Source organism: Altericroceibacterium spongiae (genome assembly GCF_003610805.1).
Classification (GTDB): domain Bacteria; phylum Pseudomonadota; class Alphaproteobacteria; order Sphingomonadales; family Sphingomonadaceae; genus Altericroceibacterium; species Altericroceibacterium spongiae.
The window spans coordinates 38175-51295 of sequence record NZ_RAPF01000007.1; the positions used below are offsets into that span (position 1 = coordinate 38175).

At 54.5% G+C, this 13121-nt stretch carries 18 protein-coding genes; 7 read left to right on the forward strand and 11 right to left on the reverse strand.

Features of this window, described 5'->3' with window-relative positions:
• The first annotated feature begins 72 nt into the window (after positions 1-72).
• Entirely contained in the window at positions 73-2223 is a 2151-nt protein-coding gene (locus D6851_RS13515) for a S9 family peptidase (protein WP_120325431.1), read from the forward strand.
• Positions 2208-2600, forward strand: coding sequence for a (2Fe-2S) ferredoxin domain-containing protein (locus D6851_RS13520; RefSeq protein WP_120325514.1), 393 nt, complete (start codon positions 2208-2210; stop codon positions 2598-2600). The genes D6851_RS13515 and D6851_RS13520 overlap by 16 nt, the downstream gene beginning before the upstream one ends.
• A 6-nt stretch (positions 2601-2606) precedes the next feature.
• Here the strand turns inward: D6851_RS13520 and D6851_RS13525 are convergent, their stop codons facing one another.
• On the reverse strand, positions 2607-2891 hold the full coding sequence (locus D6851_RS13525; RefSeq protein ID WP_120325432.1) for a hypothetical protein: 285 nt from the start codon (positions 2889-2891) through the stop codon (positions 2607-2609).
• A gap of 131 nt (positions 2892-3022) precedes the next feature.
• Between D6851_RS13525 and D6851_RS13530 the strand changes: the two genes are divergently transcribed.
• The 3 genes from D6851_RS13530 (at position 3023) to xth (ending at position 4654) form a co-directional block, all read left to right on the forward strand.
• Positions 3023-3454, forward strand: coding sequence for a CBS domain-containing protein (locus D6851_RS13530; RefSeq protein ID WP_120325433.1), 432 nt, complete (start codon positions 3023-3025; stop codon positions 3452-3454).
• Positions 3455-3485: 31 nt separating this feature from the next.
• Positions 3486-3815 carry an iron-sulfur cluster insertion protein ErpA gene (erpA, locus tag D6851_RS13535; protein ID WP_120325434.1) on the forward strand — a complete coding sequence of 110 codons (330 nt, stop codon included), beginning with the start codon at positions 3486-3488 and terminating at the stop codon, positions 3813-3815.
• Between the two features lie 65 nt (positions 3816-3880).
• Positions 3881-4654 carry an exodeoxyribonuclease III gene (xth, locus tag D6851_RS13540; RefSeq protein ID WP_120325435.1) on the forward strand — a complete coding sequence of 258 codons (774 nt, stop codon included), beginning with the start codon at positions 3881-3883 and terminating at the stop codon, positions 4652-4654.
• 53 nt (positions 4655-4707) lie between these two features.
• Here xth and D6851_RS13545 read toward each other — a convergent pair whose 3' ends face one another.
• From D6851_RS13545 to D6851_RS13590, 10 genes are all read right to left on the reverse strand, one after another.
• Positions 4708-5409: a cell wall hydrolase gene (locus tag D6851_RS13545; protein WP_120325436.1), complete on the reverse strand. Its 702-nt coding sequence runs from the start codon at positions 5407-5409 to the stop codon at positions 4708-4710.
• Between the two features lie 212 nt (positions 5410-5621).
• Positions 5622-5954, reverse strand: a complete 333-nt coding sequence (locus D6851_RS13550; protein ID WP_120325437.1) for a DUF1491 family protein — start codon at positions 5952-5954, stop codon at positions 5622-5624.
• 2 nt (positions 5955-5956) lie between these two features.
• Positions 5957-6436: a PaaI family thioesterase gene (locus tag D6851_RS13555; RefSeq protein ID WP_120325438.1), complete on the reverse strand. Its 480-nt coding sequence runs from the start codon at positions 6434-6436 to the stop codon at positions 5957-5959.
• Positions 6423-6884 (reverse strand): PTS sugar transporter subunit IIA, encoded by a 462-nt coding sequence (locus D6851_RS13560; protein WP_120325439.1) that lies wholly within the window; start codon positions 6882-6884, stop codon positions 6423-6425. The genes D6851_RS13555 and D6851_RS13560 overlap by 14 nt, the downstream gene beginning before the upstream one ends.
• A 118-nt stretch (positions 6885-7002) precedes the next feature.
• On the reverse strand, positions 7003-7569 hold the full coding sequence (hpf, locus tag D6851_RS13565; RefSeq protein ID WP_120325440.1) for a ribosome hibernation-promoting factor, HPF/YfiA family: 567 nt from the start codon (positions 7567-7569) through the stop codon (positions 7003-7005).
• 55 nt (positions 7570-7624) lie between these two features.
• The gene (gene dnaQ, locus D6851_RS13570; RefSeq protein WP_120325441.1) at positions 7625-8311 is read right to left on the reverse strand and encodes a DNA polymerase III subunit epsilon; all 687 of its coding nucleotides are present in this window, start codon (positions 8309-8311) and stop codon (positions 7625-7627) included.
• A 50-nt stretch (positions 8312-8361) separates the two neighbouring features.
• A complete protein-coding gene (gene coaE / locus D6851_RS13575; RefSeq protein ID WP_120325442.1) occupies positions 8362-8952 on the reverse strand; it encodes a dephospho-CoA kinase in 591 nt (196 codons plus the stop codon).
• Entirely contained in the window at positions 8949-9821 is an 873-nt protein-coding gene (gene aroE / locus D6851_RS13580) for a shikimate dehydrogenase (RefSeq protein ID WP_120325443.1), read from the reverse strand. Before aroE ends, coaE begins: the two co-directional genes overlap by 4 nt.
• Entirely contained in the window at positions 9818-10402 is a 585-nt protein-coding gene (locus D6851_RS13585; RefSeq protein ID WP_120325444.1) for a Maf family protein, read from the reverse strand. Before D6851_RS13585 ends, aroE begins: the two co-directional genes overlap by 4 nt.
• On the reverse strand, positions 10399-11244 hold the full coding sequence (locus D6851_RS13590) for a pyruvate, water dikinase regulatory protein (RefSeq protein ID WP_120325445.1): 846 nt from the start codon (positions 11242-11244) through the stop codon (positions 10399-10401). Before D6851_RS13590 ends, D6851_RS13585 begins: the two co-directional genes overlap by 4 nt.
• 320 nt (positions 11245-11564) lie before the next feature.
• Here D6851_RS13590 and hemE point away from each other — a divergent pair, with 320 nt between their 5' ends.
• Both hemE and D6851_RS13600 read left to right on the forward strand, forming a co-directional pair.
• A complete protein-coding gene (gene hemE, locus D6851_RS13595) occupies positions 11565-12590 on the forward strand; it encodes a uroporphyrinogen decarboxylase (protein ID WP_120325446.1) in 1026 nt (341 codons plus the stop codon).
• A gap of 32 nt (positions 12591-12622) precedes the next feature.
• Positions 12623-13066 (forward strand): CopD family protein, encoded by a 444-nt coding sequence (locus D6851_RS13600; protein WP_120325447.1) that lies wholly within the window; start codon positions 12623-12625, stop codon positions 13064-13066.
• Positions 13067-13121: the final 55 nt, after the last annotated feature.

Genomic DNA, 13121 nt, shown 5'->3' on the forward strand with positions numbered 1-13121 from the left:
GCGAAAGCAGTTTTTCCTATTTAAGATGTAAAACGGTTCCCTCCGGCGCCGGATTTGCATTAGTGTCCAGCTATGACAGTTTCTCTTTCCGGCAGAATTTTGGGGCTCGCCACCCTGTCACTGGCTTTCGCTGCTACGCCTGTTTTCGCTCAGACCACCGCACCAACCGAAACCCGGCCGCAATTTTCCGCGCAGGATCTCGTCACCATGCCGCGGCTCGGGTCACCGGCCGCATCTCCCGACGGGACATGGGTTGCCTACACGGTCACGACAACCGATCCGAAAACATATAAACGCACCACAAAGATTCTCCTGCAACACAGCACGGAAGGGCCGGGAACCAGCATAGCGCTTCGTTTCGACGGCTCTGCCTCCTCCCCCTCCTTTGCCTCTGACGGCACATTATATTTCACTGCCGCAGGCAAAGGATCGGAAGGCGAAAATGCTAATCAGCTCTGGCATCTCGCCATTCCCGAATCGTGGAAGGGCCGGGCCGGTCGTCTCCCTCACGCCCGGCAGATCACGCATTTCGCCCGTGATATAGCAGGCTACAAGATTTCCCCGGATAGCCGGAAACTGCTCGTCTGGGGCGATGTTGCCCGTGAATGTCCTTCGCTGGATTGTACAATAGAAGGCGATCGTAGCAGAGCTGAACGCGGCTCTGGACGGATATATGATTCTACCGATGGTTTCGTACGCCATTGGGATCAGTGGGAAACGCCGGGTGAATATAGCCGGGCCTTTGCCTATACCCTGACATCAAAAGGAGTGTCCGACCCGGTCGCTATCGATGGTCCGAATGGAGAAAGCGCTTTTGTCGGCGACACACCCAGCAAACCTTTCGGCGGCGGTGAAGAACTGAACTGGAGCGCAGATTCGGCCAGCGTCTTTTTCACTGCGCGCCATTCCGACATTTCTGAACCTACCTCCACCAATCTCGATATTTATCAGACCTATCTGGCGACAGGTGAGCCGGTCAATCAGACAGGATATAACCGCGCCACAGACACGCAGCCCACTCCATCGCCGGATGGCAAATGGTTAGCATGGCTGGCCATGAAGCGGCCCGCTTATGAATCGGATCGTCTGGTCATTTATCTCCGCAATCTCCAAACTGGCGATAGTCGCGCACTTACCGGAGATTTCGATCGCAGTTTTTCGTCGATCAGCTGGACACCCGATTCACAGGCCATCATAGCAACAGCCGCCGATACGCTGGACGTTCCCGCTTTCCGTGTTAATCGCGATAGCGGGAAAGTGGAAAAGCTCGATCTTGTCGAAGGTGATGAAGCCCATATCGGCAATGTAATTCCACTTGCCCGCAACAGCCTCATATTCACGCGCGATTCCATCGCCGACCCAGCCGAACTCTACATTACCCATGGGCAAGATAAGGCGATGCGTATCACCGATATCGCGCATAGCACTATGGCTGCTCTTGCGCCGGTGCAAACCAGACGTTTCGCCTTTAGCGGTGCCGGTGGCGATACAGTCCATGGCCAGATCACCAAGCCGGCCAATGCGTCTGGGAAGCTGCCTGCCATTCTTTATGTTCACGGCGGTCCGCAAGGCTCTTTCAACGATAGCTGGTCAAGCCGCTGGAATCCGGCAGTTCTCGCCAGCCAGGGCTATGCAGTGATCTCCGTCGATTTTCATGGTTCCACCGGATACGGACAGGCCTTTACCGATGCAATCAATCAGGATTGGGGCGGCAAGCCGCTAAAAGATCTTCAGCTTGGCCTGGCTGCAGCTCTGAAAGACGATCCGCAGATCGACGGAAACCGGGCCTGCGCTATGGGGGCTTCCTATGGCGGCTTTATGATGAACTGGATCGAAGGGAACTGGCCCGACCGGTTCAAGTGCATCGTTCAGCATGATGGCCTCTTCGATATGCGCAGCTTCTACTATGTTACTGAGGAAAGCTGGTTTCCACGCTGGGATTTCGGCGGTTCCTACACTGAAAATCCGACGCTTTATGAGAAATGGAATCCGGTCAACTATGTCAAGAACTGGAAAACCCCGATGCTGGTTGTCACCGGTCTGAAGGATTTTCGGGTGCCGCATGGACAGGCTCTGGCCGCGTTTACAGCTCTGCGTGAGAATGACGTTCCCGCAAAATTGCTGGTCTTCCCCGATGAGAATCACTGGGTTCTTAAGCCGGAAAACTCTTTACAATGGCATAAGACCGTCTTTTCATGGCTCGATAAATGGCTGAAGCCGTGAGCCGGTCCGATCTGGCCAAAGCCGAAAGGGCACTGGCCAAGATCGGCGGTGCGTCGATCGAACGCCATATTTTCCTCTGCGCGCTCTCCGAAAAGCAGAAATGCTGTTCGCGGGAGTGCGGAGAGCGCTCCTGGAAATATCTCAAGAAACGGCTCAAACAGTTGGGACTGTCAGGCCCGAGAACGGAGCAGAGCTGCGGTGTTCAGCGAACCAAGGCCGATTGCCTGCAAATCTGTGCGGCTGGACCGATCGCGGTGATCTGGCCAGACAATGTCTGGTATCACCATTGCACCGAAAGCGTGCTGGAGGAAATCATTCAGCAGCATCTGATCGGTGGCCGGATTGTCGAAAAATATCGCCTTCATCCGGCAGAATGATACCGATCACCGGTCCTCGGTCAGGTCTGAAACAGAATCATCGTGACCAGTGCCATTGGATAGAAAAACCAGCCCCATAAGCGCCGCCATCAGCAACATAGCAACCGTTATGCCAAGCGCGGTAGCAATGTAGAAATGAATCGAAATCGCACCAAAACGCCAGTAAAGACCGCTTAGAGCAATCAACACAAAAACCAGAGTAAAGATCGCCATAAACCGCATAAGCCGCTTATAGCGCGCCCAAGCATGCGCCGAATTGAGTGGATTTTCGAGGGGCGATTTAGGAATCATCACAGTATTTTGCGCTCCTTCGTACCGCTACGCAAGGCATCGTCGATCATGATTTGGTCCGACTCTCTTTTCATGGCATGATTGACGTCCGGACAAAAAAGACATGATCGTCCGGGTAAAGGGAGAGAATAATGACCATTGGGAAGGTGATAGAAGGCCATCATCAGAATATCGTTTTCTGTCTTGAGACGGATACAGTGCGCGAAGCGGCAGGCAAACTTGCCAATAAGCGGATCGGCGCTTTGCCGATTTTCGATGAAACGGGGTCGGTGACAGGAATTTTTTCCGAACGTGATCTGCTTTATTCAATAGCCCGCGACGAGCTGGCCTCGCTCGATACGCCTCTGCGCGAAGTGATGACTGCACCGGCCATTACGGTAACCCCGCAAACCGAGGCAATTGAAGCGCTTTCGCTTATGACAAAAAGGCGCATCCGCCATCTTCCGGTTCTGGAACAGGGGGAACTTATTGCCTTTGTATCGATCGGCGATCTGGTGAAATACCGGCTTGGTCTGGTGGAAGCAGAAGCTGAACAATTGCGCGAATATATTCAGACCGCTTGAGCCAGCCCCTCAGCCATCCTACATGGAGAGCATGGCTGACATGCTCACACTAACCGAAGCCGCCGCCAAGCGCGTCGGCTGGATTGCCGAAAAACAGGGGAAACCCGCTATCCTGCGCCTTTCCGTAGAAGGGGGCGGCTGTTCGGGCTTTCAGTATAAATTCGATCTGGCCGAGAAAACAGAGAGTGACGATCTGGTCAGCGAGACGGCGGGAGTCAAACTGGTGGTCGATCCTGTCAGCCTCGATCTGGTAACCGGATCGACAGTCGATTTTGTCGAATCGCTGGGCGGTGCGGCCTTTCGCGTCGAAAATCCCAATGCTGCCGCCGGTTGCGGGTGCGGTTCCAGCTTCGGTATCTGACAGTCTTTCCCTCTTAACGCAGAAAACGGTTTCCCTTTCGCACCTGATGCGTAGGTTGCGCAGCCATGCGTATCGCTTCTTTCAATATTAACGGTGTCAAAGCACGTCTTCCACGTCTTCTCGAATGGCTGGAGGAGCGGCGCCCCGCCATTGCCTGTCTGCAGGAAATCAAAAGCCAGAATGATAGCTTTCCGGCCGCTGATTTCGAGAAAGTCGGCTATCATGTGGCCACACATGGGCAAAAAGGGTTCAACGGGGTGGCTTTGCTGGTTGACGGTCAGGCTCCCGAGAATGTCACAAGAGGGCTGCCGGGCGATCCCGAAGATGTTCAGGCACGTTTTATCGAAGCCGATGTGAACGGCCTCCATATTGTAAATCTCTATCTTCCCAACGGAAATCCACAACCAGGCCCCAAATTCGACTACAAGCTGGCCTGGATGGAGCGTTTACGGCACCGCATGAAAGAATTGCTCGAGAGCGAACAGCCTGTCGTGGTGGTCGGGGATTTCAATGTCATTCCCGAGGATAAAGATGTCTGGTCGGTCAAAGCAATGGAGAAGGACGCTTTGATGCAACCTGAATCGCGTGATGCCTACAGGCGCCTGCTCAATGATGGCTGGACAGACGCTATCGATACTCTCAATCCGCGTGGCGGTGTCTGGACGTTCTGGGACTATCAGGCCGGCGCATGGCAACGTGATCACGGCTTCCGCATCGACCACCTGCTCTTGTCACCGGAATGTGCGGACAGGCTGGAAGCTGCCGGGGTCGACAAGGAGTATCGTGGCCGGGAAAAAGCCAGCGACCATGCTCCCGTCTGGGTTGAATTGCGCAACTGACCCTTCGGGTGCCCGTTCTTCAGGAAGAAGGACACCGCAAAGGCCGGACTGTTTCAACGGTAAAAAATGTGGCTGTCAATCGTTGCGCGCGCCACTTTGCGGCGTGCCCAGCCGGGGCGCACATATTTGGCGTGGAAGAACAGCGCATCATCCGCTTTGCTTTCCCACAAGGCCTGATGAGCAATTTTGGCGATCGCTTTGGCCCGCTTCCATGCCGGAGAGGACCGATTGACCGACGGGATATGTCCGCCACGTACAAAAGAAAACTGTTTGCGCTGCGTGACGACACCGCAATAATCGTCAGGAAACATATCGGATTCCGCGCGATTAACGATCACCTGCGCTACAGCAAGCTGACCGTCCAGCGGCTCACCACGCGCTTCGAAATAGACTGCCCCGGCAAGACAGTACATTTCCCGCGACAATGCCGGCTGTACCGGCATAGCGCCAACCAGCTGGCGGAGACTGGACGCGTCGGAAACCGAAGGAGAAGGTGAGGGCAGGGGAAGCTTTCCATCTGGAGACTCAACCTGCTTATCTGCAGGAAGCGGTTGCACCACTTCTTCCGCCACAAAGCGGACACCTGAAGCTTTATCTGCTCCATCGTCCCGACCCAGCGCTGCTGCTGCACCGGACGGATCGGTAGCCTGAACCGCATTTTGCGCAAAAGCGCCGGAACCCTGGACACCAAAAACCGTAATTACAATAAGAATAGCAGCAATTAGGCCGGTGTTACGATAGTTGAAACGACTCATTCATCCTGTGCTCAAGGCAGTGGACGAGCCTGACACGAAGATGGCGGACTGTCGGTTTTACTAAACCATTCGCACAGTCCGGCGCAGAGCCCCGCCGGTCGCCCCCCGTCTGCGCGCAACCATCTCGGCATCAATGCCGAGTCCCGTGGCTACCAGCGCTGTTTCGGAAGTTGCGCGCCATCTAAGGATGCTAAATGGTAAGTCAACACCCTCTAAGTTTGATTACTGAGGAAGCGAGCGGCATTTGCGATGTCCAGCTCCACCACCCAAACATCCGGGTCCTGGTGAACACGCTTTTGCCAGTATTCCATAAATTCTAACGGTTTTTCAGTATCTTGGGACTTTATCATCGTCCATTCCCGGCCCCCTTCAAGAGTAGGCATACGGTCATACAGACAAGCATTTGTGCCCTTTTCGCAACAGATAACCAGCATTGTACCGGCATCTCGTTCGCCCTTATGCAGGACCGTTCCAAAGCCTCCAGCCTCTTCAACAGCCCGAATCAATCCGCTGATTTCGATGTGAGTCGGAAGACGGCTATCCATAATCAGGCCCGTTCGAAAGTGTAGCCCGGCAGGCCGGACAATGGGATGCGTGAACGCATGAAGGTGCCGGTTCCACGACCGATTTCAGCCCCTTTTCGATCCACCAGACGCGATTCCGCGACGAAGACCCGCCGGTGTCCGCTAATCCAGCGGCCTTCCGCCGTAACAATTCCTTCAGTTACAGGTTTGGTAAAGTGAAGATTGAACCCGGTGGTTAACAGGAAACGATCGGTAACGAGCGTATTGGCTGCATAAAAGGCCGCATCGTCAAGCATCTTGAAATAGACTGTTCCATGCGCCGCCCCGGCTGCGTGGTAGAAAGACGGCTCAATGGTGAATGTAATTCGCGCCTGACCTTCTCCGGTAATGTCCAGCCTTGAATCGAAAAGCCGGTTTATCTGTGCTGATGCATAAAGCGATTCAAGCGCCCGGTAATGCAATCCCGCCCCCGATGGTGCTTCCCGATCTTCACGCTGCGTCACGGTCTATCACATTGGTCAACAGCGCATAAATCGCTTCAGCATTGGGTGCTTCGCACAAGGCTTCATGCATCTTTTCATCGCGTACCATTCGGGAAATAGCGGCCAGCGCATGGAGATGGCTGACACCTGAATTTTCCGGCGACAGCAGGCCGAACACAATATCCACCGGCAAACCGTCGGACGATCCAAAATCGACAGGTTCCTCAAGGCGCAGCATGGCAACGGTTGGACGCTGCAATCCTTCAATTCTGGCATGCGGAATCGCGACATTGCGCCCAAAGCCAGTGCTGCCCAGATTTTCACGCTCTTCAAGGCGCTCCAGCACATCGACAGCGTTCAGGCCGTAGCTCGCGGCAAACCGGTCTGCCAAGGCTTCCAGAATGGCCTGCTTGCTATCGGCACGCAGACATTCCACAGCATTGGGTTTGAGAGAAAAAAGCGCAGTCATTTTACACAGTCTATCATTGTATACATTTTTCCGAAAAATCTAGTATCACCGGCGGAAGTCTCCACCGGTGATACTGCTGAAATCATCGGATAAATGAGATAACGGTAAGAAAAAGCCGTTATCTGGCAGGTTCAACCCAGCCGATCATTCCATCTTCGCGGCGATAGACCATATTATGTCGTCCACTGCCAGCATTTTTGAAAAACAGCGCGCTTGTATCCCGAAGGTCCAGCAACATGACTGCATCGGAGACACTGACTTCAGGGATATCGATCCTTGTTTCAGCTACAACGGGCGGCGCATCAGCCACATCCTCCGCTTCGGGTTCTTCAACCGCGAAAACCGTATAAGCCGCTTCTTCAAGTTCAGCAGCATGGTTTGTTTGTTCGTGTCGCGCTTTGAGGCGACGCTTGTAACGTCGGAGTTGTTTTTCGATCTTGTCGGCTGCCTGATCGAAAGCCAGATACACATCCTGTGCCTGACCGCGACTCTTAAGGATGAGTCCGTTGAGGACATGCATCACGATGTCGCATGAAAAGGCAGAAGCCGGCGCCTTGCCGAAAGTGACGGTGGATGAGAGCGCTCGGCTAAAATACTTCTCGATAATGGCATTGAGACGGTCGGAAACATGCTCCTGCAGAGCAGCACCGGTTTCCATCTGATGGCCCGAGACGCGAATATCCATCGAATCTAACTCCTGTTCTGATTATGTGTCCTCCCCCGGAAAGCCGATCTCCCGATCAGCTCGTCCAGAGCGGTGAATCCAACGTTTCCACGAAGGCTTTGTGCCGGGCCAGTTCCTCCTCACTGGCCGAATGCGGGCGGGGTGTACGAAATTCACGGTGGAGCGGACGGTCAGCAGCGGTCGTTACAACGTCGCGCACCGGCTCGACCGCTGCAAGCTCAAGTCCGATCTGTCTTCCGCCCGTAAGCTCCACATAGACTTGTGCCAGCAATTCGGCATCGAGCAATGCGCCATGTTTCACACGGTGGCTGCGATCCACACCGTAACGACTACACAGGGCATCGAGTGTATGTTTAGCGCCGGGATGACGGCGGCGGGCAATACTCAACGTGTCGACCATCCGGTCAAGCGGCACGATCGGCAATGAACACATAGTCAGTTCGGCATTGAGAAAGCCGAAATCAAACTGGGCGTTATGGGCAATCAGCGGAGAGTCACCGATAAAATCGAGCAGATCCTGCACCGTATCGCGAAAAAGCGGCTTGTCGGACAAAAAAGCCTCAGACAATCCATGCACTTGCTCTGCTTCTGCGGGCATCGATCGTTCCGGGTTGTAATAAGCGTGGTAACTATTCCCGGTCGGAACCCGGTTGACGAGTTCTACACATCCCATTTCCACCAGCCGATCGCCGCTTTTCGGATCGAGCCCGGTCGTTTCTGTATCGAAAACAATCTCTCGCATGCTGGCAGTATCGTCTCACCCGATGAGACTGGCAAGGGGGCCTGTCTCGATTATCCGGTCAGAGATTGCACGAGATTGGCAACAATCTCTTTAGTCTGGGTCAAACTGCATCCGGTATCGATCAGATAGTCAGCCTTTTCGCGTTTCTCCTCATCAGGCATCTGCATGGAAAGAATTTCGGCAAACCGTTCCGGAGTCATGCCTTGCCGGGCGAGCACACGGCGACGTTGTATCCCGGCATCTGCAGAAACGACCGCAACGGCATCGACATTTTTATCGCCGCCTTTTTCGAACAGAAGCGGTACATCGAACACGACCAGTGGCTGACCTGCATGTTCAAACAAAAATTCTTCACGCTTCACATGAACTGCTGGGTGGATGATCGCTTCCAGCCTGGCAAGAGCTGCAGAATTCCCAAAGACACGGTGACCCAGTTCCGCCCGGTCAACACCATCCGCTCCGGTTGTACCGGGAAAAACACGTTCGATCGCAGAGACACAGGCTCCGCCAGGCCCCTGCAGTTTATGCACCTGTGCATCCGCATCGAAAACCGGCACCCCCAATTCACGAAACATCTCGGCAACGGTCGATTTGCCCATGCCAATGGATCCGGTCAGTCCAAGAATGAAAGGATGGCTCATGCTGTCAGAATCGTTCGCAATTCGGCATCGTGCTCGTCCCGCAAAGGACGCTGCCCGAAGAAATGTTCAAATGCCTCGGCAGCCTGCCCGATCAGCATATTCAACCCGTCGATTGTCGGAAAACCCGCTTTCCGCGCCGCTTTAAGCAACGGTGTATCAAGCGGATGCGTCACGATATCGTAGAAAATACTGCCTGGTGGTGCATGGCTGAGATCAAATTCAAGAGGCGGCTGCCCTGCCATACCGAGCGGGCTGGCATTGACGACCAGATCGAAAATGCCTTGCCGGTCATCGAATGCGAAATCCGTCCGATCGCCGAAATGGGCAAGAGAGACGACATGATGCGCGCCCTTCGGGTCCAGTTCATCGAGTAAAGCACGGGCCTTGTCAGGATTGCGTCCTGCCACAACCAGCACGGTATTTTCCCGCGCCAGAGCGGCAATAATGGCTCGCGCCGCGCCACCTGTGCCAAGGACACGCGCCATACGGAAAAGATGCTGCCTTTCCAGGAAGGGCTTCAAAGGTTCGAGAAACCCACCTGCATCGGTATTGTAACCTATGAGAGATCCGTCTTCTCTGCGAACGATCGTATTTACAGCCCCAATGTCGCGGGCCAGAGGATCAAGCTGGTCGAGCAGAGGGATAACCGCCTGCTTATGCGGCATTGTCACATTGCATCCGCGCCATTGCGAATCCTGCCGCCGTTTAGCGAGATAAGCTTGCAGCTGATCACTAGGTACATGATGCGCACGATAATCAGCCTGAAGGCCAAGCTTGCCGATCCAGTAATTATGAATCGCTGGTGATTTAGACTGAGCAATCGGGTCGCCAATGACTTCGGCATAAATCCTGTCCGCCGGGCGGTTCATTGTAGCAGTTCTCCAAAATCACGCAGGGCACTCAGGACAGCCAAAAGGGGCATTCCCAGAACAGTGAAATGATCGCCTTCGATCCGCTCGAACAACTGAACGCCCAGCGCCTCTATTCGAAAAACCCCGACGCAATAGGAAACCTGTGGCCATTCCGCATCGAGATAAGACGATATAAATGCATCGGACAATTCGCGACAATGCAGGCGGGCAAGTGCATGATGACTCCACACGATATCATTGCCGCGCGCTAAAGCCGCAGCGCTGTGCAATTCCATGACCTTTCCCGAAAAGAAGCGCAGGTGATCCTCTGCCTCCTCCCGGCTCGCAGGTTTATCGAACCGCCGTCCTTTGACGCTGACCAGTGAATCGCTGCCCAAAACGAGCGCTTCCGGTTTGTTTGCAGAGACAGCCAGCGCCTTGGCTTCTGCCAGCATCAGCGCAATTTGCGGCGGCTCGGCCTGTTCAAGCGATTCTTCGAGCGCGCGTTCATCGAGATGGGCAGGACATGCCTCGAAGGAGACACCGGCCGCTTCCAGCATCGCCTTCCGCGATCCGCTCTGAGAAGCGAGAATAATCATATCGGTTTGGGTCCAATCCGCGGCGGAATATCGCGCGCTTCGCGTTCATTATAGAGACGGATAATCGCCGCTGCCGTTTCCTCGATCGAGCGGCGTGTCACATCAATCACCGGCCAGCCATTATCGGCAAACATACGGCGAGCGAAAGCCACCTCTTTTTCCACCCGGTCTTCATCGACATAAGCCGTTTCGGTGCCTTCATTGAGAGAGAGCAAGCGGTTCCGGCGAATCTGCACCAAACGGCGCGGCGCTGTCGTCAGGCCAACGATAAGCGGATGCCGCAACTGGAATAGCGAACGCGGCGGCGGACTTTCCACCACCAATGGAATATTGGCCACCTTATAGCCACGATTGGCGAGATAGATGGAAGTGGGCGTTTTCGAACTCCGCGATACGCCGGCAAGCAGAATATCGGCCTCTTCCCACTCTTCCCAGGCAATTCCGTCATCATGGGCGATAGTGAACTGGATTGCATCCACCCGTCGGAAATAGGCGTCATCCAGCGCATGCTGCCGCCCTGGCCGGCCGCGTGCTTCCTGCCCGAACAGTTCTTCCAGTGAAGAAGTCACGGCATCGAGCGCGGCAACATGCGGCAAGCCAAGCGCCCGGCATCGTTCTTCAAGCCGCTGGCGAATTTCAGGATTGACCAGAGTGAACAGAACGAGCCCCGGATTGGCAGCCAGTTCCTCAATAATACGATCGAGATGCTGATTGGAGCGAACCATGGGCCAGAAATGACGAATGACATCGGCATTTTCGAACTGGGCCAGCGCTGCTTTTACGACCATTTCCAGCGTTTCGCCGGTCGAGTCAGAGAGCAAATGAAGATGCAGTCGGCTCATGGAGCCCCTTTGTGCCGCTTGTGGATAGTCCCGGTCATAAACCACGGCATAGAGCTGCGGACAAGTTCGGGGATAGATTCAATACCCACTCCTGAATGATTCGCCCGGCGCTTTCTGGACAGAAGAGGCAATCTTTCGACAGGGGGAGAACAGTGGGGATAAGAGTCGTTTGACTCAGTACGAATGCAGAGTCGCAGACTGGACTCCCCCTGTTCACTCAGGGAGAAATCGGGCAAGGCACCACGATCCCCAGTTTCCACAGGGCCAACAGACTCCAGAATCCTTTTTAAAGACTCATTATATTTTGATTGGACCACCCGATGCCCGGCCTTCTTCTCGACACTTTAAACGGACAAAAATCCAGACAACGCCCGATCTGGCTCATGCGGCAAGCTGGCCGGTATTTGCCCGAATATCGTGAGTTGCGTGCCAATAAGGGGGGCTTTCTTGAACTGGTCTATGACTGCTCGGCCGCGGCTGAAGTAACGATACAACCCGTCCGGCGTTTCGGTATGGACGGGGCTATTCTGTTTTCGGACATTCTGATCGTACCTCACGCTATGGGCCAGAATCTGGCGTTCCTGGCAGGTGAGGGACCCAAGCTCTCGCCAGCGCTGGTTGATCACGCCTTGAGTGAGCTTGAAATGGTGCCTGAACGCCTTGCCCCGATTTACAGGACGGTTTCGCTGGTTCGTGACCAGCTCGGACCCGAAACAACCTTACTAGGCTTTGCCGGCAGTCCCTGGACGGTCGCAACTTATATGGTTGCAGGCGAGGGCAGTCGCGATCAGCATGTAGCCCGCAGTATGGCCTATCGCGATCCAGCTGCTTTTCAGGCTATCATCGATTCCATTATCGAAGTGACCGTCGATTATCTGAGTGGGCAAATTACAGCCGGTGCCGAAGCGATCCAGCTATTCGACAGCTGGTCCGGCACACTGGCACCGGACGAATTCGAACGCTGGGTTATTGGTCCCAATGCCGCGATCACTGCGCAAATCAAGATTCGTCATCCCGATATTCCGGTCATTGGATTTCCGAAAGGTGCGGGCGCCAAACTGGTTTCTTATGTGAAAGAAACCGGAATCGATGCGGTGGGAGTAGACGAGACTGTTGACCCGCTCTGGGCTTCCCATGCATTGCCTTCCGATCTGCCGGTTCAGGGCAATCTCGACCCGCTTTTATTGCTGGCAGGCAATATGGAGCTGGAAAAACGGGCCACCTACATTCTTGAAGCTTTCGCCGATCGCCCGCATATCTTCAATCTCGGCCATGGAATCGACCGTCACACCCCCATCGCTCATGTCGAGCGCCTGCTTGCGACGATCCGAGATTGGCAGGGATGACTTACAGCGATTAAAGGCCTAAGGCGCGTTTCATGCAGGACATGCTTTCCATGATTTATCTCTGGCTGAAAGCCGGTCACATCATTTTCGTCATTTTCTGGATGGCGGGGCTCTTCATGCTTCCGCGCTATTTCATCTATCATCAGGAATGCGCGCCGGATTCGCCGGAGAATGATCTTTGGATCGAGCGGGAAAGCAAACTGCGTAAAATCATCCTGACGCCGTCGCTGATCGTAGTCTGGATTCTGGGTATCGCCCTGGCTTCTTCCATCAATGCGTGGAGTGAGGGATGGCTGCATGCCAAGCTGGCTCTGGTTCTCCTGCTCACCGGCTATCACGGCTGGATGGTGTCCTATTCGAAAAAGCTGGCTGAGGGAAAACGGACTCTGTCGGGTAAGACATTGCGGATGCTGAACGAGATTCCCGGTGTGACCGTTGCGCTTATTGTGATTCTGGTTATCGTGAAGCCGTTCTGAATTCAAAACCGGTAATCGGGTTTTCTGGCAGTCCTGTCATGCGATCCGTTCAGCG

Bases quoted from the DNA above. Each gene is read 5' to 3' on its own strand.
- D6851_RS13515 (WP_120325431.1), top strand. From the start codon at position 73: ATGACAGTTTCTCTTTCCGGCAGAATTTTGGGGCTCGCCACCCTGTCA.
- D6851_RS13520 (WP_120325514.1), top strand. From the start codon at position 2,208: ATGGCTGAAGCCGTGAGCCGGTCCGATCTGGCCAAAGCCGAAAGGGCA.
- D6851_RS13525 (WP_120325432.1), bottom strand. From the start codon at position 2,891: ATGATTCCTAAATCGCCCCTCGAAAATCCACTCAATTCGGCGCATGCT.
- D6851_RS13530 (WP_120325433.1), top strand. From the start codon at position 3,023: ATGACCATTGGGAAGGTGATAGAAGGCCATCATCAGAATATCGTTTTC.
- erpA (WP_120325434.1), top strand. From the start codon at position 3,486: ATGGCTGACATGCTCACACTAACCGAAGCCGCCGCCAAGCGCGTCGGC.
- xth (WP_120325435.1), top strand. From the start codon at position 3,881: ATGCGTATCGCTTCTTTCAATATTAACGGTGTCAAAGCACGTCTTCCA.
- D6851_RS13545 (WP_120325436.1), bottom strand. From the start codon at position 5,409: ATGAGTCGTTTCAACTATCGTAACACCGGCCTAATTGCTGCTATTCTT.
- D6851_RS13550 (WP_120325437.1), bottom strand. From the start codon at position 5,954: ATGGATAGCCGTCTTCCGACTCACATCGAAATCAGCGGATTGATTCGG.
- D6851_RS13560 (WP_120325439.1), bottom strand. From the start codon at position 6,884: ATGACTGCGCTTTTTTCTCTCAAACCCAATGCTGTGGAATGTCTGCGT.
- hpf (WP_120325440.1), bottom strand. From the start codon at position 7,569: ATGGATATTCGCGTCTCGGGCCATCAGATGGAAACCGGTGCTGCTCTG.
- dnaQ (WP_120325441.1), bottom strand. From the start codon at position 8,311: ATGCGAGAGATTGTTTTCGATACAGAAACGACCGGGCTCGATCCGAAA.
- coaE (WP_120325442.1), bottom strand. From the start codon at position 8,952: ATGAGCCATCCTTTCATTCTTGGACTGACCGGATCCATTGGCATGGGC.
- aroE (WP_120325443.1), bottom strand. From the start codon at position 9,821: ATGAACCGCCCGGCGGACAGGATTTATGCCGAAGTCATTGGCGACCCG.
- D6851_RS13585 (WP_120325444.1), bottom strand. From the start codon at position 10,402: ATGATTATTCTCGCTTCTCAGAGCGGATCGCGGAAGGCGATGCTGGAA.
- D6851_RS13590 (WP_120325445.1), bottom strand. From the start codon at position 11,244: ATGAGCCGACTGCATCTTCATTTGCTCTCTGACTCGACCGGCGAAACG.
- hemE (WP_120325446.1), top strand. From the start codon at position 11,565: ATGCCCGGCCTTCTTCTCGACACTTTAAACGGACAAAAATCCAGACAA.
- D6851_RS13600 (WP_120325447.1), top strand. From the start codon at position 12,623: ATGCAGGACATGCTTTCCATGATTTATCTCTGGCTGAAAGCCGGTCAC.